General features: G+C 70.9%; 25 protein-coding genes and 2 tRNA genes. 18 read left to right on the top strand and 9 right to left on the bottom strand.

From position 1 onward, the window contains the following. Positions 1-10: 10 nt before the first annotated feature. Positions 11-754 (top strand): lysophospholipid acyltransferase family protein, encoded by a 744-nt coding sequence (locus ACYVKX_RS06350; protein WP_460829898.1) that lies wholly within the window; start codon positions 11-13, stop codon positions 752-754. Positions 755-798: 44 nt separating this feature from the next. Here ACYVKX_RS06350 and ACYVKX_RS06345 read toward each other — a convergent pair whose 3' ends face one another. From ACYVKX_RS06345 to rpmH, 8 genes are all read right to left on the bottom strand, one after another. Continuing rightward, a complete protein-coding gene (locus ACYVKX_RS06345) occupies positions 799-1,755 on the bottom strand; it encodes a ParB/RepB/Spo0J family partition protein (protein WP_460829897.1) in 957 nt (318 codons plus the stop codon). Then, positions 1,752-2,708 (bottom strand): ParA family protein, encoded by a 957-nt coding sequence (locus tag ACYVKX_RS06340; RefSeq protein WP_460829896.1) that lies wholly within the window; start codon positions 2,706-2,708, stop codon positions 1,752-1,754. The genes ACYVKX_RS06345 and ACYVKX_RS06340 overlap by 4 nt, the downstream gene beginning before the upstream one ends. A 122-nt stretch (positions 2,709-2,830) precedes the next feature. Continuing rightward, positions 2,831-3,529, bottom strand: a complete 699-nt coding sequence (gene rsmG / locus ACYVKX_RS06335) for a 16S rRNA (guanine(527)-N(7))-methyltransferase RsmG (RefSeq protein ID WP_460829895.1) — start codon at positions 3,527-3,529, stop codon at positions 2,831-2,833. Between the two features lie 55 nt (positions 3,530-3,584). Further along, positions 3,585-4,082: a Jag family protein gene (locus ACYVKX_RS06330; protein WP_460830108.1), complete on the bottom strand. Its 498-nt coding sequence runs from the start codon at positions 4,080-4,082 to the stop codon at positions 3,585-3,587. Between the two features lie 37 nt (positions 4,083-4,119). After that, entirely contained in the window at positions 4,120-5,088 is a 969-nt protein-coding gene (yidC, locus tag ACYVKX_RS06325; RefSeq protein ID WP_460830104.1) for a membrane protein insertase YidC, read from the bottom strand. 37 nt (positions 5,089-5,125) lie between these two features. Beyond that, positions 5,126-5,419: a membrane protein insertion efficiency factor YidD gene (gene yidD / locus ACYVKX_RS06320; RefSeq protein ID WP_460829894.1), complete on the bottom strand. Its 294-nt coding sequence runs from the start codon at positions 5,417-5,419 to the stop codon at positions 5,126-5,128. Next, complete coding sequence (gene rnpA, locus ACYVKX_RS06315) at positions 5,416-5,775, bottom strand: ribonuclease P protein component (RefSeq protein WP_460829893.1); 360 nt, start codon at positions 5,773-5,775, stop codon at positions 5,416-5,418. Before rnpA ends, yidD begins: the two co-directional genes overlap by 4 nt. Before the next feature lie 34 nt (positions 5,776-5,809). Then, entirely contained in the window at positions 5,810-5,947 is a 138-nt protein-coding gene (rpmH, locus tag ACYVKX_RS06310; RefSeq protein WP_011758123.1) for a 50S ribosomal protein L34, read from the bottom strand. A 483-nt stretch (positions 5,948-6,430) separates the two neighbouring features. Here rpmH and dnaA point away from each other — a divergent pair, with 483 nt between their 5' ends. The 11 genes from dnaA to ACYVKX_RS06255 all read left to right on the top strand — a co-directional run bounded on the left by dnaA (position 6,431) and on the right by ACYVKX_RS06255 (position 17,915). Continuing rightward, positions 6,431-7,900, top strand: a complete 1,470-nt coding sequence (gene dnaA / locus ACYVKX_RS06305) for a chromosomal replication initiator protein DnaA (RefSeq protein ID WP_460829892.1) — start codon at positions 6,431-6,433, stop codon at positions 7,898-7,900. A 366-nt stretch (positions 7,901-8,266) separates the two neighbouring features. Continuing rightward, on the top strand, positions 8,267-9,406 hold the full coding sequence (gene dnaN / locus ACYVKX_RS06300) for a DNA polymerase III subunit beta (RefSeq protein WP_460829891.1): 1,140 nt from the start codon (positions 8,267-8,269) through the stop codon (positions 9,404-9,406). Positions 9,407-9,436: 30 nt separating this feature from the next. Then, a complete protein-coding gene (gene gnd, locus ACYVKX_RS06295; RefSeq protein ID WP_460829890.1) occupies positions 9,437-10,339 on the top strand; it encodes a phosphogluconate dehydrogenase (NAD(+)-dependent, decarboxylating) in 903 nt (300 codons plus the stop codon). Positions 10,340-10,350: 11 nt separating this feature from the next. Beyond that, positions 10,351-11,466: a DNA replication/repair protein RecF gene (gene recF / locus ACYVKX_RS06290; protein WP_460829889.1), complete on the top strand. Its 1,116-nt coding sequence runs from the start codon at positions 10,351-10,353 to the stop codon at positions 11,464-11,466. Then, positions 11,456-11,974 carry a DciA family protein gene (locus ACYVKX_RS06285; protein WP_460829888.1) on the top strand — a complete coding sequence of 173 codons (519 nt, stop codon included), beginning with the start codon at positions 11,456-11,458 and terminating at the stop codon, positions 11,972-11,974. Before recF ends, ACYVKX_RS06285 begins: the two co-directional genes overlap by 11 nt. 225 nt (positions 11,975-12,199) lie before the next feature. Continuing rightward, entirely contained in the window at positions 12,200-14,254 is a 2,055-nt protein-coding gene (gyrB, locus tag ACYVKX_RS06280) for a DNA topoisomerase (ATP-hydrolyzing) subunit B (RefSeq protein WP_460829887.1), read from the top strand. 54 nt (positions 14,255-14,308) lie between these two features. Continuing rightward, on the top strand, positions 14,309-16,996 hold the full coding sequence (gene gyrA / locus ACYVKX_RS06275) for a DNA gyrase subunit A (protein WP_460829886.1): 2,688 nt from the start codon (positions 14,309-14,311) through the stop codon (positions 16,994-16,996). 6 nt (positions 16,997-17,002) lie between these two features. Then, positions 17,003-17,524: a DUF3566 domain-containing protein gene (locus ACYVKX_RS06270; RefSeq protein WP_460829885.1), complete on the top strand. Its 522-nt coding sequence runs from the start codon at positions 17,003-17,005 to the stop codon at positions 17,522-17,524. Positions 17,525-17,574: 50 nt separating this feature from the next. After that, positions 17,575-17,651: transfer RNA gene (locus ACYVKX_RS06265), tRNA-Ile, on the top strand. A 36-nt stretch (positions 17,652-17,687) separates the two neighbouring features. Further along, positions 17,688-17,813 (top strand): DLW-39 family protein, encoded by a 126-nt coding sequence (locus tag ACYVKX_RS06260; protein ID WP_460829884.1) that lies wholly within the window; start codon positions 17,688-17,690, stop codon positions 17,811-17,813. Between the two features lie 29 nt (positions 17,814-17,842). Further along, a tRNA-Ala gene (locus ACYVKX_RS06255) sits at positions 17,843-17,915 on the top strand. A 241-nt stretch (positions 17,916-18,156) separates the two neighbouring features. Here ACYVKX_RS06255 and ACYVKX_RS06250 read toward each other — a convergent pair. Then, positions 18,157-18,507 (bottom strand): DUF1330 domain-containing protein, encoded by a 351-nt coding sequence (locus ACYVKX_RS06250; protein WP_460829883.1) that lies wholly within the window; start codon positions 18,505-18,507, stop codon positions 18,157-18,159. A 110-nt stretch (positions 18,508-18,617) separates the two neighbouring features. On the opposite strand from ACYVKX_RS06250, the gene ACYVKX_RS06245 reads away from it, so the two are divergent. The 6 genes from ACYVKX_RS06245 (at position 18,618) to ACYVKX_RS06220 (ending at position 23,461) form a co-directional block, all read left to right on the top strand. Continuing rightward, positions 18,618-19,376, top strand: a complete 759-nt coding sequence (locus ACYVKX_RS06245) for a helix-turn-helix domain-containing protein (RefSeq protein WP_460829882.1) — start codon at positions 18,618-18,620, stop codon at positions 19,374-19,376. 52 nt (positions 19,377-19,428) lie between these two features. Continuing rightward, positions 19,429-19,617, top strand: a complete 189-nt coding sequence (locus ACYVKX_RS06240; RefSeq protein WP_460829881.1) for a hypothetical protein — start codon at positions 19,429-19,431, stop codon at positions 19,615-19,617. A 271-nt stretch (positions 19,618-19,888) separates the two neighbouring features. Beyond that, the gene (locus tag ACYVKX_RS06235) at positions 19,889-21,349 is read left to right on the top strand and encodes a plasmid pRiA4b ORF-3 family protein (RefSeq protein WP_460829880.1); all 1,461 of its coding nucleotides are present in this window, start codon (positions 19,889-19,891) and stop codon (positions 21,347-21,349) included. 174 nt (positions 21,350-21,523) lie between these two features. Next, positions 21,524-22,291, top strand: coding sequence for an SURF1 family protein (locus ACYVKX_RS06230; protein WP_460829879.1), 768 nt, complete (start codon positions 21,524-21,526; stop codon positions 22,289-22,291). A 4-nt stretch (positions 22,292-22,295) separates the two neighbouring features. Then, positions 22,296-22,640, top strand: coding sequence for a DUF3817 domain-containing protein (locus ACYVKX_RS06225; RefSeq protein ID WP_460829878.1), 345 nt, complete (start codon positions 22,296-22,298; stop codon positions 22,638-22,640). Continuing rightward, positions 22,637-23,461, top strand: a complete 825-nt coding sequence (locus tag ACYVKX_RS06220) for a patatin-like phospholipase family protein (protein ID WP_460829877.1) — start codon at positions 22,637-22,639, stop codon at positions 23,459-23,461. Before ACYVKX_RS06225 ends, ACYVKX_RS06220 begins: the two co-directional genes overlap by 4 nt. The last annotated feature ends 16 nt before the right edge of the window (positions 23,462-23,477 follow it).

Raw genomic sequence — 23,477 nt, 5'->3', positions numbered from 1 at the left:
GGCCCTGCGCATGCGCGACCTCGCCTACCCTCCAGTCATCCTCGCGGCCAAGACCGCGTTCCGCCTGCTCGGCCAGGACATCCGGATCACCGGCGCCGAGCACGTCCCCCGGTCCGGCGGCGTGCTGCTCGCCTACAACCACATCGGCTACGTCGACTTCGTCTACGGCGGCCTGGCCGCCAACCCCTCGGGGCGCCTGGTCCGGTTCATGGCCAAGCGCGAGCTGTTCGCGCACCGGTACGTCGGGCCGCTGATGCGCTCGATGCACCACATCGAGGTCGACCGCGGCGCCGGCGAGGCGTCGTACCGGACCGCGGTCGAGTACCTCCGCGCCGGCGAGGCCGTCGGCATCTTCCCCGAGGCCACCATCTCCCGGTCCATGGAGCTCAAGGAATTCAAGACGGGAGCCGTCCGGATCGCGGCCGAGGCCGGCGTGCCGCTGGTCCCGGTCGTCATGTGGGGCACCCAGCGGATGCTGACCAAGGACCACCCCCGCGACCTCTCCCGCGGCCGGACCATCTCCCTCACCGTCGGCGCGCCGCTGCAGCCGACCGCTTCGGACCCGGTTGCCCAAACAGCGCAATTGCGCGCCACGATGGCCGAGCTGCTGGACCGGACGATCCGGGAGTACCCCGCCGACGAGCAGCCGCCCGGTTCGTGGTGGCTCCCCGCGTCGTACGGCGGCGGCGCGCCCACACCCGCCGAGGCGCTCCGCCTGGACGCCGAGGAGAAGGAGCGTCGCCGCGGCCGATAGGACGACAGGTCTCTTTGTCGACTTATCTCTCTACCGTCTCGTCGCTAGATCGGCCGGTCGCTCCGGTTGCGCGGGTCCATGATGTCGACGATCCGCCGGAGGTCGTCCAGCGAGGCGAACTCGACGGTGATCTTGCCCTTGCTCTTGCCGAGGTCGACCTTCACCCGGGTCTCGAGCCGGTCCGAGAGCCGGTCGGCCAGGTCCACCAGTCCCGGGGCGAACGGCTTGGGCCGGGCGGCCCGCCGCGTGGGTGGCCCGCCGTCGCGGAGCGCCACGATCTCCTCGAGGCCGCGCACGCTGATGCCCTCGGCGACCACCCGCTGGGCGAGCCGGTCCTGGCGGTCCGAGTCGTCGACCGCCAGCAGGGCGCGGGCGTGGCCGGCCGAGAGCACTCCGGCGGCCACGCGCCGCTGGACGGCCGGGGTCAGCTTGAGCAGCCGGAGCGTGTTGCTGATCTGCGGCCGGGAGCGGCCGATCCGCCCGGCGAGCTCCTCGTGGGTGCAGCCGAAGTCGTCGAGCATCTGCCGGTACGCGGCGGCCTCCTCCAGCGGGTTGAGCTGGGAGCGGTGCAGGTTCTCCAGGAGGGCGTCGCGGAGCATGTCCACGTCGTCGGTCTCCCGGACGATCGCCGGGATCACCTCCAGGCCGGCCTCCCGGGAGGCGCGCCAGCGGCGCTCGCCCATGACCAGCTCGTAGTCCTCCGGGCCGTGCCTGCGCACGACGACGGGCTGGAGCACGCCGATCTCGCGGATCGAGTGGACCAGCTCGACCATCGCCTCCTCGTCGAAGACCTGGCGCGGCTGCACCCGGTTCGGCAGGATCTGGTCGATCGGCACCTCGGCGAAGTAGGCACCCGCCACCGCAGCGAGCTCGTCGGTCGCCGTGCCGGCGCCCGCGGTGGACGCCGCCGGCGCCTGGTCCGTGGCCGGACCGGTCGGGATCAGCGCGCCCAGCCCCCGGCCCAGCCCGCGTCGCTGCGGCGGCCGGCCGGCGGCGTTCATGACAGGGCCCCCTTGGTCGCGATCTCGCGCGCCGCTTCCAGGTAGGAGAGCGCGCCCGGCGACCCGGGATCGTAGGTCATCACGGTCTGGCCGTAGGAGGGGGCCTCCGAGACCCGTACCGAGCGCGGGATCGTGGTCCTGAGGACCTGACCCCCGAAGTGCTCGCGCACCTCGTCCGCGACGCCGGCGGCGAGCCGGGTACGGGCGTCGTACATGGTGACCAGGATGGTCGAGATCTCCAGGCTCTGGTTGAGGTGCGCCCGGACCATCTCGACGGTCTCGATCAACTGGCCGAGCCCCTCGAGGGCGTAGTACTCCGCCTGGATCGGGATCAGCATCTCGTTGCCGGCCACGAGCGCGTTGAGCGTCAGCAGACCGAGCGAGGGTGGGCAGTCCACCAGGACGTAGTCGAACCGGTCCTCCCCCGCCTCGGCGGCGGAGCCCACCTGCGGATGAGCGTGGATGGCCTTGCGCAGCCGGCTCTCCCGGGCGACCACCGACACCAGCTCGATCTCGGCTCCGGCCAGGTCGATCGTCGCCGGGACGACGTACAGGTCGTCGGCCTCGGGGCTGGGGCTGATCACCTCGGCGAGGGGCACCCCCTCGACCAGAGCGTCGTACGTCGAGGGCACACCGCGACGGTGCTCGACCCCGAGCGCGGTCGAGGCGTTGCCCTGCGGGTCCAGGTCGACGACGAGGACCTTCTGTCCGAGCTGGGCGAGCGCCGCGGCGACATTCACGGTCGACGTGGTCTTGCCTACGCCGCCCTTCTGGTTCGCGACGACGAAGATCCGGGTCGACTCCGGGCGCTCCATCGGTGGCCGCATCCGGGCCCCGTGCCGGGCCAGGACGGTGTGCTCCGCGGCCCGGGCCAGCGGCGTCGCGTGGTCGGCCCCGAGATCCTGCCCGGCGAAGTCCGGCGCGGCGACCGCGATGTCCTCGGCGGTGCGCACCGCGAAGCCGGTTTCACGTGAAACACCGGAGGTCGAGCTGCCGTCGTCATCCTGTGGAGGAGTGCCGCCCGTCTGTGGAAAACCACGCTCAGCGGAGGGTCCGCCACCGGTGGAAAACTCGGTCACGCCCGTCCCCTCCGGTTCGATGTCGCGCGCCTGCGACCGGCACGCCGCTTCGATCGTCCGCCACTCGGCGGTACCGCAAGCGGCCAAGATACCCGCCCCGGATCGGCCCAGACCACCCGGAGCGCGACAGTTGTGGAGAAGTCCCGGCCATCCCCCAGCACCACGACCTCCGGCTCGGCGCAGCCCCACCGGTCGAGCTCCAGCCGGGCGGCGGCCACCTCCTCGGCGACCGCCGCCCCCTTCATCGCGACGAGTGCCCCGGTCGGTGCGACCAACGGCATCGACCAGGCGAGCAGCCTGCCCAGCGGCGCGACGGCGCGCGCGGTGACCACGTCGAACCGGCGCTCGCCATGGAGGACGTCCGCCCGACCACGGACCACCTCGACATGGTCCAGCCCGAGCTCGGCGACCACCTCCTCCAGGAAGGTCGTGCGACGCAGCAGCGGCTCCACCAGGGTCACCCGCAGGTCGGGTCGCGCGATCGCCAGCACCACGCCGGGCAGTCCCGCACCGGAGCCGATGTCGCAGACCGAGCTCTCCGGAGGCATCAGGTCGGCGAGCAGCCCGCAGTTGACCAGGTGCCGTTCCCACAGCCGCGGCGCCTCGCGTGGACCGATCACGCCACGGACGACCCCCTCGGTGGCCAGCAGCTCGGCATACCGCTCGGCGAGCGGCATCAGCTCGGACGCAAACACCCTCCGTGCCTCGTCGGGCGCGGAGGGCGTTTCACGTGAAACACCGCTCATGCCATCACGCGGGCAGGACCACCACGTGCCGACGCGGCTCCACGCCCTCGGACTCCGAGGTCAGGCCGGCGGCGGCCACCGCGTCGTGCACGACCTTGCGCTCGAACGGCGACATCGGCTCCAGGGCGGCCGGCGAGCCGGTCTCCCGCACCCGAGCGACGATCTCCCCGGCCAACTTCACCAGCTCCTCGCGCTTCTGCGCCCGGAAGCCCGAGATGTCGAGCATCAGTCGTGAGCGCTCCCCGATCTCCCGGTAAACGGCGAGCCGGGTCAGCTCCTGGAGCGCGTCGAGGACCTCGCCCCTGGCGCCCACCAGCTGCGAGAGGTCCGCACCGACGATGGAGACCGCGGCCCGATCACCGTCGACGTCCATGTCCAGGTCGCCGTCCAGGTCGGCGATGTCGAGGAGCTCCTCGAGGTAGTCGGCGGCGATGTCGCCCTCGCGCTCGAGCTGCTCGATCCGGGAGACCCCACCGGACTCCTCGGTCCCCTGCGCCTCCACCTCCGTCTCCACGGTCTCCACGTCGGTCACGGCGTCCTCAGTCACTGGTGCCTCCCTCGGGCTTCGGCTTCGGGGCGGGCTTGGGCCCACCGGACTTCTTGCGTTGCTGACGCGACTGCTTCTTGGGCTGCTGGCGCTGCTGCGGCCGGCGCTCCGGCTCGGCCTCCGGCTCGGGCGCCTCGACCTCCGCAGGCTGCCCCTTGCGGGCCGCCTTGGCCGCGTCGCGCTCCTTCTTCGCCGTCTCGGCCGCCGTGCCCGGAGCCGGGTTGTTCCGGATCACGTAGAACTGCTGGCCCATCGTCCACAGGTTCGAGGTCGTCCAGTAGAAGAGGACACCGATCGGGAACGCGATGCCGCCGACGGCGAACACGACCGGCAGCACGTAGAGCAGCAGCTTCTGCTGCTGGGCGTAGGGGCCCGTCAGCGCGTCGGGCGGCATGTTCTTGCTCATCAGCTGGCGCTGGGTGGTGAAGGTGGTCGCGGTCATCGCCACGACCAGGAGCGCGGCGAGGACCTGCACGGACACCAGTCCCTCGGACCGCAAGAAGGTATCCGTGATCGGGATCGAGCCGAACAGCTTCGCATCGCCGAAGCTGGTCGCCAGGTCCGGCGACAAGAACGCCTTCCCCTCCTCGGCCGCGGCGTACTTGTCGAGCAGCCGGAACAGCGCCAGGAAGATCGGCATCTGGATCAGGATGGGCAGGCACGACGAGAACGGGTTGGTGCCGCTCTCCCGGTAGAGCTTCATCGTCTCCTGGGCGAGGCGCTCCCGGTCGTGGCCGTACTTCTTCTGCAGCTCCTTCACCTTCGGCTGGATCAGTTGCATGTTCCGGCTGGCCTTGATCTGCCGCACGAACAGCGGGATCAGCAGCGCCCGGACGACCAGCGTCAGGCCGATGATCGACAGCACCCAGGTGCTACCGCCGTCCGGATCCATGCCGAGGGTCGTGAGGACCGTGTGCCACGCGACCAGGATCGCCGAGATGGCGTAGTACAGCGGCGTCATGATCAGGCCGCCGATGTCGAGGAGGAAGTCCACCGGGTCAGGCTCCTTGCTGAGGTGAGGGAGGTGAGCCCGCGCTCACGCGGGAAGTCTCGGTCGAGGTCGTGCGCCGGGGCACCGGGTCGTAGCCACCGCGGGCCCACGGATGGCACCGACCCAGGCGCCGCACGGTCAGCCAGAAGCCCACGATGCTGCCGCGCTCGGTGACCGCCTCGAGGGCATACGCCGAGCACGACGGGTGGTAGCGGCAGACCTGGCCGTAGAGCGGGCTGATCAGCAGCCGGTAGGCGCGCAGGAGGCCGATCAGCAGCCAGCGCAGCGGGTCGTACCTCACGCGTTCACCTCCGGGCCGACGGCGTCCAACGCTCGTCGGAGGCAACGTGTCAGGTCGGCGCCGAGTTCCGCGGAGGTGGCGGTCGCGGCCGCCGGCAGCGCCCGGACCACGAGCACGGCGGAGCCCGGGAGCGACGAGACGTGCTCCCGGGCGAGGTGTCGCAGCCGGCGCTTCACACGATTACGGGTGACGGCGTCTCCCACGGCCTTGCTGACCACGAAGCCGACCCGTGCGGTCCCTGCGTCACTGCCCGGTGCCAGATGCACCACGACGGTGCGCGCACCGCTGCGGCGGCCCGTTCGGACCGCCTCGCGGAACGACGCACCGTCGGTGAGGCGGTGGGTCGAGGACAGCACGCGGCTGGCCCGGATCCGGCCTGGTCGACCGTCGTCAGACGGCGAGGCTCTTGCGGCCCTTGCGGCGGCGCGAGGACAAGATGGCGCGACCGGCACGGGTGCGCATGCGCAGGCGGAAACCATGCACCTTGTGCCGGCGGCGGTTGTTCGGCTGGTACGTACGCTTGCTCACGAGCTTCTCTCCATGGTGTTGTCAGGGCAGCCACGCCGGGCCGGAGCGGCACGATGCTGGGCCTTTCGGCTGGCACCGCGCACCCACGCTCGATCGTGCAGAGCTGCCGCGACAGCTGCGCCGTCGTGGACATGCGGCACCGGTCGACACCGGGTGACCGAGCAACGGTACGCGCTGCGAATCCACAGGGTCAAACCGGCACTGACCCGGCGTCACCGAACCTGTGGATGACGGGTTGCCGCGGCCCGGTCGCGCTTGTTACGTTCGCCGGTAACGAGGTTCCCCGCCACCTGTGCATCGGTCCGGGACTGCCCTTCGTGTGACCCGCGTCACGATGCGGGGACAGGGGGGCTGGCCTGCAGAAACACCGGCTCGGACCGGCTGCCGGGAGGACTCGTGCCGGCTCTCTCCACAAGGAGGAGGTCGGGTTCACAACCTGTGGACAAAGTTGTGGACGCAGAAGCGGCGAGCAGTGCACGGAGAGTGGGAACGGTGGAGCAAGGAACCTCGGACCTCGGCCCCGACCTCGGCGTCGCCTGGCGCGGTGTCGTCGACGACCTGCAGCCCAACCAGCGGGCCTGGCTGCGCGCGAGCGAACCGGTCACCCTCCACGAGAGCACCGCGATCGTCGCGGTGCCCAACGACTTCACCCGCAGCCAGCTCGAGGGCCGGCTGCGCGGCCAGCTCGAGGACGCGCTCACGCTCCGCTTCGGCCGCGAGATCCGGATCGCGGTCACCGTGAACCCCCAGCTCGAGGAGCTCACGGAGGTCGCCCCGCCCGAGCCGGCGCCCGTGGCCGACGAGGCAACAGAACGACATATAGATATGTCGCCAAAAGTGGCGGCGGCGCCTCCAGTGGCCGCGCCGCCGGCCGAGGCCGGTCCCGCCGGTGACGCCAAGCGCCCGACCGCGCTCGAGACCCGGCTCAACCCGAAGTACACGTTCGAGACCTTCGTGATCGGCTCGTCCAACCGCTTCCCCCACGCGGCCGCCGTCGCGGTCGCGGAGGCGCCGGGCAAGGCGTACAACCCGCTGCTCGTCTACGGCGACTCCGGACTCGGCAAGACCCACCTGCTGCACGCGATCGGCCACTACGTGCGCTCGCTCTACACCGGCGCCAAGGTGCGCTACGTGTCGAGCGAGGAGTTCACCAACGAGTTCATCAACGCGATCCGCGACGACCGGCAGGATCGGTTCAAACGCCGCTACCGCGACGTCGACGTCCTGCTGATCGACGACATCCAGTTCCTGGAGGGCAAGACCCAGACCCAGGAGGAGTTCTTCCACACGTTCAACACCCTCCACAACGCCAACAAGCAGATCGTGCTGACCTCCGACCGCGCGCCCAAGCGGCTCGAGGCGCTGGAGGACCGGCTGCGCAATCGCTTCGAGTGGGGCCTGATCACCGACGTGCAGCCGCCCGACCTCGAGACCCGCATCGCGATCCTGCGCAAGAAGGCCGCGATGGACCGCCTCACCGCGCCCCCGGACGTGCTGGAGTTCATCGCGAGCAAGATCCAGACCAACATCCGCGAACTCGAGGGCGCGCTGATCCGCGTGACGGCGTTCGCCAACCTCAACCGCCAGGAGGTCGACATGACCCTGGCCGAGATCGTGCTCAAGGACCTGATCCCCGAGGGCGGCGAGCCCGAGATCACCGCGGCGCTGATCATCGCGCAGACCGCGGCGTACTTCGGCCTCTCCATCGAGGAGCTCACCGGCCCGAGCCGAGGGCGGCACCTGGTGATGGCCCGCCAGATCGCGATGTACCTGTGCCGGGAGCTCACCGACCTGTCGCTGCCGAAGATCGGCGCGCAATTCGGCAACCGCGACCACACGACGGTGATGTACGCCGACCGGAAGATCAACCAGCTGCTCGCCGAGCGCCGCGCGGTCTTCAACCAGGTCTCCGAGCTCACCAACCGGATCAAGATGCACGCCCGCCAGGGCTGACCACGCGCGGATCACACGTTGTGGAGGACTTGTGGTTCGTCTCCCTCCGGCCCGGGACAAGCTGTGGACGAACGACAGGGTCCGTGCCGGCGCCGCCGCTCACTCCACAGCGGCGGCGAGTACCTCAGCTGTCGCTCCACAAGGCTGTGCACGTCCTCCCGCCCAGCTGACCTGCGAGAACACGAGTTCTCCACAGTGTCCACCGACGCTACGACTCCCACCTACCTCCAGATATCCCGACCCCCGGGCAACATCCACTCCGCGCCCTTCCTGGGGACGACTCCCGCCGTTGGGCCGCGCGTGGCAGGATGCGCATCCCACGACTTTCCCAAGTTCTCGTAGTTCGACCGACCCGAAGGAACCACCGTGAAGTTCCGCGTCGAGCGCGACGTGCTCGCCGATGCCGTCGCCTGGGCCGCCCGCAGCCTCCCGGTCCGTCCCAGCGTGCCGGTGCTGGCCGGCCTCCTCGTCCAGGCCAGCGACGACGGCCTGGTGCTGTCCACCTTCGACTACGAGACCTCCGCACGGGCCACGCTCGCCGCGCAGGTCAGCGACGAGGGCAAGGCCCTGGTCAGTGGCCGGCTGCTCGCCGACATCTGTCGGTCGCTCCCGGACAAGCCGGTCGACATGGTGCTCGACGGCGCCCGCGTCTCGCTGACTTGCGGCTCGGCGCGGTTCAGCCTCCAGACGATGCCGGTCGAGGACTACCCGTCGCTGCCGGACATGCCGGCCGCGACCGGCACCGTCGATGCGGAGTCCTTCGCGCATGCCGTGGCCCAGGCGGTGACCGCGGCCGGCCGAGACGACATGCTGCCGGTGCTGACCGGCGTCCGCATCGAGATCGACGGCGCGACCATCTCGCTGCTGGCCACCGACCGGTTCCGCCTCTCGCACCGCGAGCTGGACTGGAGTCCGCGCACCCCCGACGAGTCGGCCGCAGCGCTGGTCCCGGCCCGGGTCCTCGGCGACACCGCGAAGTCGCTCACGGCCGGCGGCGAGGTGACGATCGCCCTTGCGACCAGCGGCACCGGCGAGGGCATCATCGGGTTCGAGGGCCAGGCGGCTGGCGGCGTACGCCGCACGACGACCCGCCTGCTGGACGGCGAGTTCCCCAAGGTGCGCAGCCTGTTCCCCAGCGAGCACCAGACCACCGCGCTGGTCGACAAGGCCGCGCTGATCGAGTCCGTGAAGCGTGTGGCCCTGGTCGCCGAGCGCAACACCGCCGTCCAACTGGCGTTCAGCGACGGCGTCCTCACTCTCGACGCAGGGTCCGGCGACGAGGCGCAGGCCTCGGAGTCGATCGAGGCGAGCATCACCGGCGAGGACATCACGACGGGCTTCAACCCGCAGTTCCTCCTCGACGGCCTCACCGCCATCGACCAGGCCGTGGTCGAGTTGGCGTTCACGCAGGCCTCGAAGCCGGTGGTCATCAGCGGCCAGCCGGATGACGGCGAGGAGGCGGCGCCGTTCCGCTATCTGCTCATGCCGCGCCGCCTGCTCTCCTGACCCATCGCCCACGCGCCTACGCTGAGACCTATGGACATCGGACTCGTCGGTCTCGGCAAGATGGGCGGCAACATGCGCACCCGGCTCCGCGATGCGGGGCACACGGTGGTCGGCTACGACCGCGACCCCGATCTGGCGGACGCGGACAGCCTGGCCGCGATGGTCGAGCGGCTCCCCTCGCCCAAGGTCGTATGGGTGATGGTGCCGGCGGGCGACCCGACCCGCGAGACCATCCGCGAGCTCGGCGATCTGCTCGGCGAGGGCGACCTCGTCGTCGACGGCGGCAACTCCAAGTGGACCGACGACCAGGCGAACGCCGAGATGCTGGCCGAGAAGGGCATCGGGTTCGTCGACTGCGGTGTCTCCGGAGGCGTCTGGGGCCTGAAGAACGGCTACGCGCTGATGTGCGGCGGCTCCGACGAGGACGTCGCCAAGGTGCAGCCCGCCCTCGACGCACTCAAGCCCGACGAGGGCGGGTTCGTGCACGCCGGCAAGCGGCCGGGCGCGGGCCACTTCGCGAAGATGGTCCACAACGGCATCGAGTACGCGATCATGCAGAGCTACGCCGAGGGCTGGGAGCTGCTGGAGAAGGTCGACCTCGTCGACAACGTCACCGAGGTCTTCGACTCGTGGCGCTCCGGCACCGTCATCCGCTCGTGGCTGCTCGACCTCCTGGTCGCGGCGCTCGAGGAGGACGTCCACCTCGACAAGATCGCCGGCTACGCCGACGACTCGGGCGAGGGCCGGTGGACCGTCGAGGCCGCGATCGACAACGCCGTCCCGATGCACGTGATCGCGGCCTCGCTCTTCGCACGGTTCACCTCGCGTCAGGACGACAGCCCCGCGATGAAGGCGATCGCGGCGATGCGCAACCAGTTCGGCGGCCACGCCGTCCGCACCGAGCCGCCCGTCGGCGGCGACGCCAAGCCCTAGCCGGTCGACGCGTGTACGTCTCGCACCTGACCCTCCACGACTTCCGGTCGTACGCCGCGGCCGAGGTCGCGCTCGAGCCGGGTGCGACCGCGTTCATCGGGCGCAACGGGCAGGGCAAGACGAACCTGGTCGAGGCGATCGACTACCTCTCCCGGCTGGCCAGCCACCGGGTCGCCAGCGACGCGCCCCTGGTGCGGGCCGGCGCCGACCGGGCCGTGGTGCGGGCCGCCGTCGTGCGCGACGGGCGCACCGCCGTACTCGAGGTGGAGCTCAACCCCGGCAGGTCCAACCGCGCGCGGATCAACCGGTCGCCGCTCCCCCGCGCGCGCGAGATCATCGGGCTGGTGCGGACCGTGGTGTTCTCGCCGGAGGACCTGACCCTGGTCAAGGGCGACCCCGGCGACCGGCGCAGGCTCCTCGACGACCTGCTCGTGCTGCGCGCGCCGCGGCTGGCCGGCGTCCGCGCCGACTACGACCGAGTGCTGCGGCAGCGCAACTCGCTGCTCAAGACCGCCCGGATGAGCAAGGGCAGTCTCGAGACGCTCGGCGTGTGGGACGCGCACCTCGCGCGCACCGGCGCCGAACTGCTCGCCGAGCGGATCGCGCTCGTCGACGCGCTGCGGCCCTACGTCGGCAAGGCGTACGAGACGGTCGCGCGCGGTGCCACCCGCGACGACGCCGACGTCGAGTACAGGCCGTCCTTCGACCTCGGCGGGAGGACTGGGCGCGAGGACCTGACCGGGGCGCTGCTCGCCGAGGTCGAGGCCCGACGCGACGACGAGCTCGACCGGGGCGTCTCGCTCGTCGGACCCCACCGCGACGAGCTGCTGCTGACGCTCGGCGACCTGCCGGTGAAGGGGTACGCCTCGCACGGGGAGTCCTGGTCGTTCGCGCTGGCGCTCCGGCTGGCGTCGTACGACCTGCTCCGCGCGGACGGCGACGACCCGATCCTCATCCTCGACGACGTGTTCGCCGAGCTCGACACCGAGCGCCGCGGCCAGCTCGCGGACCTGGTCGCCGGCGCGGAGCAGGTGCTGGTCACCGCGGCGGTCGGCACCGACGTACCCGAGGCGCTGGCCGGCACGCGCTACGCCGTGGCGAACGGCGAGGTGGTCCGTGAGCAGTGACGAGACCGGGCAGGAGCACCGGGACGACGGCCTGGACCTGGCCAAGTCACTGACCCGCGCGACCGCGAAGTCGACGCCGGCGGCGCGCACGAAGCAGCGCGGGAAGGACGCACCCCGACGCGGGCGGGTCTCGGGCGCGCACCCCGACGACCGCGACCCGCAGTTGCTCGACGCGACGCTCGGCCGGCTGGTGGAGGACCACGGCTGGGGCCTTGAGCTCCGGGTGCACGGCGTCTTCGGTCGCTGGGGCGAGCTGGTCGGAGACGAGGTGGCCCAGCACTGCACCCCCGAGTCGTTCGCCGAGGGCCGCCTGGTGGTGCGCACCGACTCGACCGCCTGGGCGACGCAGCTGCGGCTGCTCGCCCCCACCGTCGTGCGGCGGCTCAACGAGGAGCTCGGCCACGGGACGGTCACCGCGATCGACGTCCAGGGCCCGCACCTGCCGACCTGGAAGAAGGGCCCGCGGTCGGTCCGCGACGGCCGGGGGCCGCGCGACACCTACGGCTGATCGAGACGAACTGGCAGGCGGTTCGGCGTACGGGGGCCCGTCCGCACCCCTGTTCGGCGCTCGTGCCGGCGCTCAGGAGCCTCTCTGGCCGCGATCTCCTCCACAGACACCCCCGCGCGGACACGTGACCCGTGGAATGCGGCCTTCTGCCGGGTAGTATGGCCGTTGGCCGCCCAGCCCTCGCGCAGCGGCCATCGCCATGTCAAGAGCAGCAGAAGAGGTCCCGTGAGCGACAACGACGAGGTGCAGTACGACGCCTCCGCGATCCAGGTCCTCGAGGGCCTCGAGGCCGTCCGCAAGCGGCCCGGCATGTACATCGGCTCCACCGGCGAGCGCGGCCTGCACCACCTGATCTGGGAGATCGTGGACAACGCGGTCGACGAGGCTCTCGCCGGCTACTGCGACCGGATCGTCCTCACCCTCCAGGCCGACGGCGGCATCCGGGTCGAGGACAACGGGCGCGGCATCCCGACCGACACCGCGCCCGGTCAGGAGCTGCCGGCGATCACGCTCGCGCTCACGGTCCTCCACGCCGGCGGCAAGTTCGGTGGCGGCGGCTACAAGGTCTCCGGCGGCCTCCACGGCGTCGGCGTCTCGGTCGTCAACGCGCTGTCGTCCACGGTGGTCGCCGAGGTGAGGAACCGCGGCCACCTGTGGCGCCAGACCTTCACCGTCGGCGTACCGGACGGTGAGCTCGAGGAGGTGCGCGCGCTGGCGGACGGCGAGCGCACCGGTACCTCGATCACGTTCTACGCCTCCCCCGACGTCTTCGAGACCACGGCGTACAACCTCGAGACGATCACCTCGCGGATCCGCGAGTACGCCTTCCTCAACAAGGGGCTGGAGATCGTGGTGCGCGACGAGCGCCCGCAGGCCGACGAGATCGCGGACGCCGTCGAGGACGACACCGTCGCCGACGACGTCGACACGAACCGTCCCGACGGCATCAAGCGCGGCGAGGGCGGCGGCATCGAGCAGGTCTTCAAGTACGACCGCGGCCTGGTCGACTTCGTCGAGCACATCAACCGCAAGAAGCAGGCGGCCAACCCCTCGGTCATCTCCTTCGAGGCAGAGACCCCGGACGTGTCCGAGAGCCACATGAGCCTCGAGGTCGCGATGCAGTGGAACACCTCGTTCACCGAGTCGGTGCACACCTTCGCCAACACCATCAACACCCACGAGGGCGGGACCCACGAGGAGGGCTTCCGTGCGGCGCTGACCTCCCTGGTCAACAACTGGGGCTTCGAGTGGGGCCTGATGAAGAAGCAGGAGGACCGGGTGTCGGGCGACGACATCCGCGAGGGCCTGACGGCGATCATCTCGATCAAGCTGGGTGAGCCGCAGTTCGAGGGCCAGACCAAGACCAAGCTGGGCAACACCGAGGCCAAGGGCTTCGTGCAGCGCATCGTCAACGACCAGCTCGGTGCCTGGCTCGAGCAGAACCCGGGTGAGGGCAAGGACATCGTGCGCCGGGCTCAGGCCGCGGCGACCGCCCGGATCGCCGCGCGCAAGGCGCGCGACCTGGCCCGCAGCCGCAAGGGCTTGCTCGGCGGCGGCGGGCTCCCCGGCAAGCTCGCCGACTGCCAGTCGACCAACCCGGGCGAGTGCGAGGTCTTCATCGTCGAGGGCGACTCCGCGGGTGGCTCGGCCAAGTCCGGCCGCGACCCGCGCGTGCAGGCGATCCTGCCGATCCGCGGCAAGATCCTGAACGTCGAGAAGGCGCGCATCGACAAGGTCCTGGGCAACCAGGAGGTGCAGGCGATCATCTCCGCGCTCGGCACCGGCATCCACGAAGAGTTCGACATCGACAAGCTGCGCTACCACAAGGTCGTGCTGATGGCCGACGCCGACGTCGACGGCCACCACATCAACACGCTCCTGCTGACGCTGCTGTTCCGCTTCATGAAGCCGCTGATCGAGGGCGGCTACGTCTACATGGCGCAGCCCCCGCTCTACCGGCTGCGGTGGAACAAGCCGGCCGAGCACGAGTTCGTCTACTCCGACGCGGAGCGCGACGCGCTGATGCGGGCCGGCCAGGAGGCGGGCAAGAGGCTGCCGAGGGAGAACCCGGTCCAGCGCTACAAGGGCCTCGGCGAGATGAACGCCGACGAGCTGTGGGAGACCACGATGGACCCCGACCAGCGGCTGATGCTGCAGGTGACCCTCGACGACGCGGCCCATGCGGATGAGATCTTCTCGATCCTCATGGGCGAGGACGTCGAGCAGCGCCGGTCCTTCATCCAGCGCAACGCCAAGGACGTCCGATTCCTGGATATCTAGTCGTCTCGCGACGTTCCCAGATTCCGGTAGAGGCGACGAGAGAGAGCCAGACAGGTGACTGAGACACCCACGACCGGCGGTGGCGGCGGCCGGATCGAGCCGATCGAGCTGCAGACCTCGATGCAGCGCGCGTACATCGACTACGCGATGGCGGTCATCGTCGGCCGCGCGCTGCCCGACGTACGCGACGGGCTCAAGCCGGTGCACCGGCGGGTGCTCTACGCGATGTACGACGGCGGCTACCGGCCCGACCGCGGGTTCTCGAAGTGTTCGCGCGTGGTCGGCGACGTGATGGGTCAGTACCACCCGCACGGCGACAGCGCGATCTACGACACCCTGGTCCGCCTCGCGCAGCCGTGGGTGATGCGCGCGCCGCTGATCCACGGGCAGGGCAACTTCGGATCGCCGGGCAACGACCCGGCCGCGGCGATGCGGTACACCGAGTGCCGGATGGCCCCGCTGGCCATGGAGATGGTGCGGGACATCGACGAGGACACCGTCGACTTCCAGCCCAACTACGACGGTCGCTCGCAGGAGCCGACGATCCTGCCGGCGCGGTTCCCGAACCTGCTGGTCAACGGCTCGGCCGGCATCGCGGTCGGCATGGCGACCAACATCCCGCCGCACAACCTGCGTGAGGTCGCGGACGGCGCGAAGTGGTGTCTGGAGCACCCCGACGCCGCCCGCGAGGAGCTCCAGGACGCGCTCATCGAGCGGATCAAGGGCCCCGACTTCCCGAACGCGGCGCTGATCGTCGGCCGCCAGGGCATCGAGCAGACCTACCGCACCGGCCGCGGCTCCATCACCCAGCGCGCCGTGATCGAGGTCGACGAGGACAGCAAGGGCCGCACCTGCCTGGTCATCACCGAGCTGCCCTACATGGTCAACCCGGACAACCTGGCGCTGAAGATCGCCGAGCTCGCCGACTCCGGCAAGGTGCAGGGCATCTCCGACGTCCGCGACGACACCTCGTCGCGCACCGGTCAGCGCCTGGTCGTCGTGCTCAAGCGCGACGCGGTCGCACGGGTCGTGCTCAACAACCTGCTCAAGCACACCGAGCTGCAGACCAACTTCAGCGCGAATATGCTCGCGCTGGTCGACGGCGTCCCGCGGACGCTGACCATCGACCAGTTCATCGCGAACTGGGTCGCGCACCAGATCGAGGTCATCCAGCGGCGTACCCGCTATCGCCTCGCGGAGGCCGAGCGTCAGGCGCACATCTACCGCGGCTACGTGAAGGCCCTCGACATGCTCGACGAGGTCATCGCGCTGATCCGCCGCTCCCCCGACGTCGCGGAGGCGCGCGAGGGCCTGATCGAGCTGCTGGAGATCGACGAGGTCCAGGCCGACGCGATCCTGCAGATGCAGCTGCGGCAGCTCGCCGCCCTGCAGCGCCAGAGGATCATCGACCGCCTGGCCGAGCTCGAGGAGGTCATCGCCGACCTCGAGGACATCCTCGCCAACGAGGCGCGGCAGCGGCAGATCGTCTCCGACGAGCTCGACGAGATCGTCGAGAAGTACGGCGACGACCGGCGCACGCAGATCATCGCGGCCGACGGCGACCTCTCGATGGAGGACCTGATCCCGGACGAGGAGCTGGTCGTCTCCATCACCCGCGGCGGCTACGCGAAGCGCACCCGGGCCGACCAGTACCGCACCCAGAAGCGCGGCGGCAAGGGCGTGCGCGGCGCGACCCTGCGCGGCGACGACGTGGTCGAGCACTTCATCGCGACCACCAACCACCACTGGCTGCTGTTCTTCACCACGGCCGGCCGGGTCTACCGGACCAAGGCCTACAACCTGCCGGAGGCGTCGCGCGACGCGAAGGGCGGGCACGTCGCCGGGCTGCTGTCCTTCCAGCCCGACGAGAGCATCGCGCAGGTGTTGGCGATCCGCGACTACGAGCAGGCGCCGTACCTCGTGCTCGCGACCCGCAACGGCCTGGTCAAGAAGACCCGGCTCGGCGACTACAACAGCCCGCGCCAGGCCGGCGTCATCGCGATCAACTTCCGCGAGGACGACGACGAGCTGATCGGCGCGGAGCTGGTCAACGCCGAGGACGACATCCTGCTGGTGTCCCGCAAGGGCTCGGCGATCCGGTTCCAGGCCGAGGACGGGCAGCTGCGACCGATGGGACGTGCGACGTCCGGCGTCACCGGCATGAAGTTCCGCACCGCGGACGACTCGGTCCTGTCGATGTCGGTGATCCGCGCCGAGCAGGTCGCGGCCGAGGAGGCCGCCGAGGCCCGCGCGGAGGCGGCGGGCGAGTCGACCGAGCCGGGCGACCTGCCGGGTGTGCAGGAGCAGTACGTCTTCACGATCACCGACGGCGGCTACGCCAAGCGCAGCCGGATCTCGGAGTACCGCACCACCAACCGTGGCGGCCTCGGCATCAAGGCGATGGCGCTCACGAACGAGGACCGCGGCCAGCTCGTCGGCGCGTTCATCGTCGAGGAGGGCGACGAGGTCCTCTCGATCACGCAGAACGGCCAGGTCGTGCGCAGCCCGATCAACGCCGACTTCCGCCCGACCGGGCGCTCCACCCAGGGCGTGAAGTTCGTGACGCCGAAGGCGGGCGACTCCGTCGCCGTCGTGGCCCGCTCGGTCGACGCGCGGGACGAGGAAGATGCCCTCGACGAGGCAACCTCCGACGTTCCCGAATCGTCGGATGAGGGTACGGATGCAACAATCGAGACGACCGAGCCCGAGACCGACGGGGCCCGAGACCGACCGGGAGAGTGACGGCTGATGACCGACGGCCAGGACACCGCCGTACGCGCGCCTCTGGGCGACCGGATCTCGGCGAAGCTCGCGAACGCGACCGACGAGCACCGCGCCAACGCGCAGCCGGATTCGACCAAGGTCGCCACGAAGGCGGCCGGGCCGGGCAAACGACCTCCGCGCCGAGCACGGCTCCGCCTGACCCGGATCGACCCGTGGTCGGTCATGAAGACGTCGTTCCTGCTCGCGATCGCCTTCGGTGTCGTCACCGTCGTGTCGGTCTTCATCATCTGGTCCGTGCTCGCGGCCGCCGGCGTCTGGGACTCGATCAACGACACCGTCCGCGACGTGGTCGGCGGCCAGGACGCGGCCAACTGGGACGTCGAGAAGTACGTCGGGATGTCGCGTGTCATGGGCTTCACGATGCTCGTGGCCGTGGTCGACGTCATCCTGATCACCGCGATCGCGACCCTGGGCGCCTTCCTCTACAACATGGCCGCGGCCCTGCTCGGCGGCGTCGAGCTCACTCTCGCCGAGGACGAGCGGTAGCCGTTTTGTCGCCGTCCGAGGGGGTCCGGTAGTGTTCCCCCTCGGTTCGAGGGCCTATAGCTCAGACGGTTAGAGCGCTTCCCTGATAAGGAAGAGGTCACAGGTTCAAGTCCTGTTAGGCCCACCATCCGGCACTCTTCCACCCGCCACCAAGGGAGCCACCATGAAGAAGATCCTGTCCCTCCTGCTCGTGGTCGGCGCCGTGGTCGTCGTCAAGCGCAAGCTCGACGAGGGCAAGAAGGAGCAGGCGCTCTGGGCCGAGGCGACCGACCCGGTCGAGCGCGCCTGACGCTCACTCGTCGGGGCCCGGCCCCGCACGGGGCCTTGGCGCAATTGGTAGCGCACCTGCTTTGCAAGCAGGGGGTTGCGAGTTCGAGTCTCGTAGGCTCCACAAGGAAGACCAAGGCCAGCCTGGAGCTTTCGTCAATTGTTCTGATCGGCTTTGGGGTCGGGTTCTAGGACTGGCTGGGGAAGGGCCATCGGTCGCAGGCGCCGGCTACGCGGGTGCTGCGCTCGCGCCTTCGGTACGCCGGGTGCTCTCTCGCGCGCCTCGTGGGTGCTGCGGAGTGGTCGGTCCGGGTGCGGCTGAGCTCGTCCCGGTCGACCTGGCGCTGATCACCGGCGACGGGCGGTCAGGGCGTCAGCAGCTCGGCGAGCTTGTCCACGGCGCGGTAGTTGGCCGGGACGCCCTCGACCAGGCAGGCGATCGACTCGGAGTGCTCGGTGCGCAACAGCAGGATCGCCTGGTAGCCGGGCGACTCGTACCACGCCCCGGCCGACGCGGCGTCGGGGAACTCGATGACCACGACGTCGCCGTCCCAGGTGCCCTCGATCGGCGTCAGCCGGCCGCCGTGGACGAGGAACCGGCCGCCGTACGGCGCAAGGGTCTCGTCGATGCGCTCCAGGTACTCGACGATCGCGTCGCCGAGGTCGACGTTGCGCAGGTAGGCGATGGCGTAGGCCTTGTGGTGCGTGCTGTCCATGGTGGACTCCTCTCGTCGGTGGTGCACCGATCACAGCGCCCCGGGGTGTGGTGCGTCGATGACCTCCGAGGTCATGTCCCCGGCGCCGGGGAGCACCTAGGTTGGCCGGCATGAGCGCCCCCGCCGGAGCCCTGATCCGCGAGTGGCGGCAGCGTCGCCGCCTCTCCCAGCTCGAGCTCGCCAGCCGAGCCGACGTCTCCACCCGCCACCTCAGCTACATCGAGACCGGCCGCTCCCGGCCGACCACCGCGATGGTCGCCCGGCTGTGCGACCACCTGGAAGTCCCGTTGCGCGAGCAGAACCACGTGCTGCTGGCCGCCGGCCACGCGCCGATCCACCCCGAGCACCGGCTCTGCGACCCGCCCATGGCTGAGGCGAACGCCGCCCTGGAGGCCATCTTGCGGGCGCACCATCCCTACCCGGCGCTGGTCGTCGACCGCCGCTGGGAGCTGGTCACGGCCAACGACGCGGCGTACGGCCTGCTCGGCGGCGTGGACGCCGACCTCCTCGAGCCGCCGGTCAACGTCATCCGGCTCTCGATCCACCCGCGCGGCCTCGCGCCCCGGATCGTCAATCTCGGCCAGTGGCGCGCCCACTTGGCCGAGCGGCTCCGGCGTGAGTACGACGCGAGCGGCGACCCGGTCCTCGGCGAGCTCCTCGCGGAGGTGGCCGCCGGCGGGGTGGAGCCGGTCGGGTCCGCGGTGCTCGTGGTGCCGTTGGAGCTGCGCGGCGCCGACGGCACCGTGCTGTCCTTCATCTCGACCACGACGGTCTTCGGCTCGCCGCGGGAGGTCACCCTCTCCGAGCTGGCGATCGAGGCGTTCTACCCGGCCGACGAGGCCACGCGTGCCGCCCTCGCCGCGTCCTGACCGATCCGCCCAACGCGTCGGCGGGCCGTCCGCTCCATGCCGGGACGTGGAGGTGATCACCTCGGATGAGTTCCTCTGCGCGCTGCTCACCGATCACCGTCACGGTGTTGTCGAGTCGTTCACTCGTGCGGCGCTCAGCAAGAAGAGCCCGCCGACGACGACCGACGACCTGGCCACGAGGCTCGCCATCGCGGGTGCACCACGGTTCGCCGGCCGCGTACGCCCGCACCTGGCACACTGACATCCGTAGACGTCGGACCGGTCGCCTGGAGTATCCCGTTCGGCGAACGCGTCGTCGTGACAATCCAGGTAGAAGTCGTCGCCGTCGATGGTCAGGCGCTTCTGGGTAACGACGAACGCGAAGGCTGTGACGACCTCGACTGTCGCGTGAACCGCACCTCAGGGTGAGGTCCGACTGCTCGAACCCTCGCCGACCCGGGCCACACGTGGTTGAACCCCGTCGGCGCGGTGGTGATGCCAGCGAACGAGTCGACGGTGATTGACTGTGCGACGTGACCGAACCGACCGACGTTCAGCGCCTGGTGAAGCAGCTGATAGCCGGAGCCAGCCCGGAGGAGAGCAAGGCGCTCCTCGACGCCCTGATGAGCGGGCAGGTGACCAGTATCTTCGAGAAGCTGCAGCGCGACCAGGCGCCGGCGCTGCTCCCGGTCCCGAGCGAGGTCCGCGGGTTCCGGGTGCGTCTGGACCTGTACGGCGCGAGACCGCCGGTCTGGCGCCGACTCGAGCTGCCCGGCGACCTCAGCCTGCCGCGGCTGCACGAGGTGATCCAGGCCGCGATGGGGTGGTACGACAGCCACCTCCACCGGTTCCGCGCCGGCAGCGACCACCGCTCGCCGTACTTCGTCACGCACTTCGACCTCGACGAGGGCGAGGACGGCGTGCTGGAGGACGACGTACGACTCGACCAGGTCGTCGCCGAGAAGGGGGACGAGCTCTGGTACGAGTACGACTTCGGCGACGGCTGGGACCACCGGCTGGTGGTCGAGGAGGTGCTCGAGGAGTCACCCTCGACGGCGTGCTGTACGGGCGGGCGGATGGCCTGCCCGCCCGAGGACTCCGGTGGGCTCGGCGGCTACGCGGAGCTCGCCGCCTGGGTGCGCAGCGGGTACGACGACGCGCAGCTCCCCGGCGTCTTCGACGCCGCCGCCCACGCCCATGACTGGCTGCCGGTCGACTGGCACCCCGACCACTTCGACGTCGAGGAGGCCAATGCTGCCCTCGCGGTCGTGGTCGCCGAGCCGGTCGCGGTCACCGGTGAGCTGGCGGAGCTGGCCGAGCAGCTCGAACACCATGGCGTCCGCCTGCTGCGGGAGGTGCTGGCCCGGCCGGCCTCCCACGGCCCGACTGAGGTGAACGCGGCCGAGGCCGCGCGGCTGACCGAGACCTACCAGATTCTCCTCGACGTCATCGGCGACGGCGTCGAGCTCACCTCTGCCGGCTACCTGCGACCCGTTGTGGTCGAGCAGTTCGCGGAACGCAGCGGCATCACTGACTGGTGGATCGGCAAGGCCAACCGCGAGGACCTGACACCCCCCGTCGCGCACGTGCGCGACACGGCTCGCGCACTCGGGTTGGTCAGCGTCCGCAAGGGTCGGCTGGCCCCGACCGCGGCCGCCAGGCGCGCCCGCCAGGACCCGCAGGCACTCTGGCGGCACATCGTCGGCCGTCTTCCACTGGGCAGCAAGGACGCCGAGCGCCAGGCGGGCTGGATGGCGCTGGCCGTGGCCGGGAGCGGTGGTGCGGCTCGGGAGTGGCGCAGCGAGGTCAGCGACCTGCTGTTCGCGCTGGGATGGCGGAGCGGGCACGACCGGTTCTCGCCGCCACCGGCCGGCAGCGCGACCCTCGATGTCCTCGACCACCTGGCCGGCGTGGCCCGCAGCGGATGGGGCCGCGGCGAGGGCGTCGACCTCGCCGTGGCGGCCACCGCTCGCGCGGTGATCCGGCGCGGGTGACGCGGCTCCGGAGTGCCCGGCGTCCTCTCCTGATCGAGCTGGTCAGCTTGCCGGCGCAGACGTGCGCCCGTGCCCACGGGTAGTCGCCGATGCCGCCGACGTGGTCGAGGTGGGCGAGCGCGAAGTCGGGCGGGCGCCGACGAGCGCCACCTGCGGACGCCGTAGGCTGGCGCGGTGTCAGCACGGGTGTCCGGCAAGCTCGCTCCGAGGTTCTGGGGCGCGCACCTGCTGGCGCTGGTGTGCGTCGGGATCGCCGTCGGCCTCGGCCTGTGGCAGTACGGCGCCTGGCAGGCCGCCCGCGACGCCGAGGCGGTCGACCTGACCGATGCCGCGGCCGTGCCGCTCGCCGACGTGATGGGCCCCGACGACCCGTTCCCGGCGCCGCAGGTCGGACAGCCGGTGTCGGTCGCCGGCACCTGGGTGCCCGACGGCACGGTCTACGTCTCCGGACGCGAGCGCGCCGGCGTCACCGGCTACTGGGTCGTCACCCCGCTCGCGGTCGGCGGTCCGGGCGCGGCCGCGCTGCCCGTCGTCCGCGGCTGGGTCGCCGACCCCGCCGACGCGCCGCCGGCGCCGACCGGCGGTGCCGAACTCGAGGCCTGGCTCCAGCCGACCGAGGGCACCGGCCAGACCGACGACGACCCGACCGACGACGTCCTGCCGCAGCTGCGCACCGCGGACGTCATCCAGCACGTCGACCAGGACCTGTACGGCGCGTACGGCGTCGCCCGGGAGCCCGAGCCCGGCCTCGAGCAGGCGTCGGTCGAGCAGTTGCCGCCGGTGGGCGCGCTGACGAGCATCCGCAACCTCCTCTACGCGATCGAGTGGTGGTTCTTCGGTCTGTTCGCCGCGTTCATCTGGTGGCGCTGGGTGACCGAGGAGGACGAGCCCGTCACCACGGCTGCCGCCGAGCCGGCCGCCGGGGACGTCCCCGTAGGCTGAGTCCGTGAAGCTGTTCCAGGTCTACCGCGTGCTCGCCTTCGTCGTGGGTGTGCTGCTCGCGTTCTGCGCACTCGTCGCCGCCCCGCTCAAGTACCTCGCCGCCGAGGGCAGCGGCCTCCAGGAGTTCGGCGAGTCGGCGAGCATCCTGTGGGTCGTCCACGGCTGGGTGTTCATGGTCTACGTCGTGGTCGCGCTGCTCCTCGCGCGCCAGGCGCGCTGGTCGCTCGGCTTCACGCTGCTGATGTTCGTCGCCGGCCTGATCCCGCTGCTGATCTTCTGGGTCGAGCACCAGGTCGTGCAGAAGGTGCGTGCCGAGCACCCGGAGCTCGTGGGACCCTCCACGGTGTGACGACGGCATTCGTGCTCGGCGGCGGCGGCGTGCTCGGCGCCGCCGAGGTCGGGATGCTCCGCGCACTCCTCGAGCGCGGCGTCGTCCCCGACCTGGTCCTCGGCACCAGCGTCGGCGCCCTCAACGGCGCGCTCGTCGCCCGCCAGCCCGACGTCGGCGTGGTCGAGAAGCTGACCGCGCTCTGGCAGGGCGCCTCCGAGCAGGCCGCGCAGGTGTACGGCGACCGCCCGCTGCGCACCGTCCGCCGGGCCATGAGCACCGGCACCCACCTCTGGTCGGCCACGCCGCTCAAGCAGGCGCTCGTCGAGGAGTTCGGCTCCGTCACGTTCGAGGAGCTGCCGGTCCGGTTCCAGGTCTGCGCGGCGAGCATCGAGCGGGCCGCGGAGCACTGGTTCGACACGGGACCGGTCGTCGACGCGGTCGTCGCGAGCGCCGCCGTACCCGGGCTGCTGCCGCCGGCGAAGGTGGGCGACGAGCACTACCTCGACGGCGGCATCGTGAACTCCATCCCGCTCGGCCGCGCCGTCCGGCTCGGCGCCACCCGGGTGTTCGTGCTCCAGGTCGGCCGGATCGACCGGCCGCTCTCGGTGCCGCGCCGGCCGTGGGAGGTGGCGCGGGTGTCCTTCGAGATCGCCCGGCGGCACCGCTTCAACCGAGAGCTCGACGAGCTCCCCGCCGGGGTGGAGGCCCACGTCCTCCCCGCCCGCGGCACGTCCGGCAAGGACGACAGCCTGCGCGGCAGCCGCGACTTCTCGGGCGTCCAGCAGCGGATCGACGAGACGTACGCCGCGTCGGTCGCCTACCTCGACGAGATCTTGTGAGTCACCGGTGACTCCC

It is taken from the genome of Nocardioides hungaricus (assembly GCF_054782915.1).
Note: the sequence above shows the minus strand (reverse complement) of the source record. Positions and strands in the feature narration are given on the sequence as shown.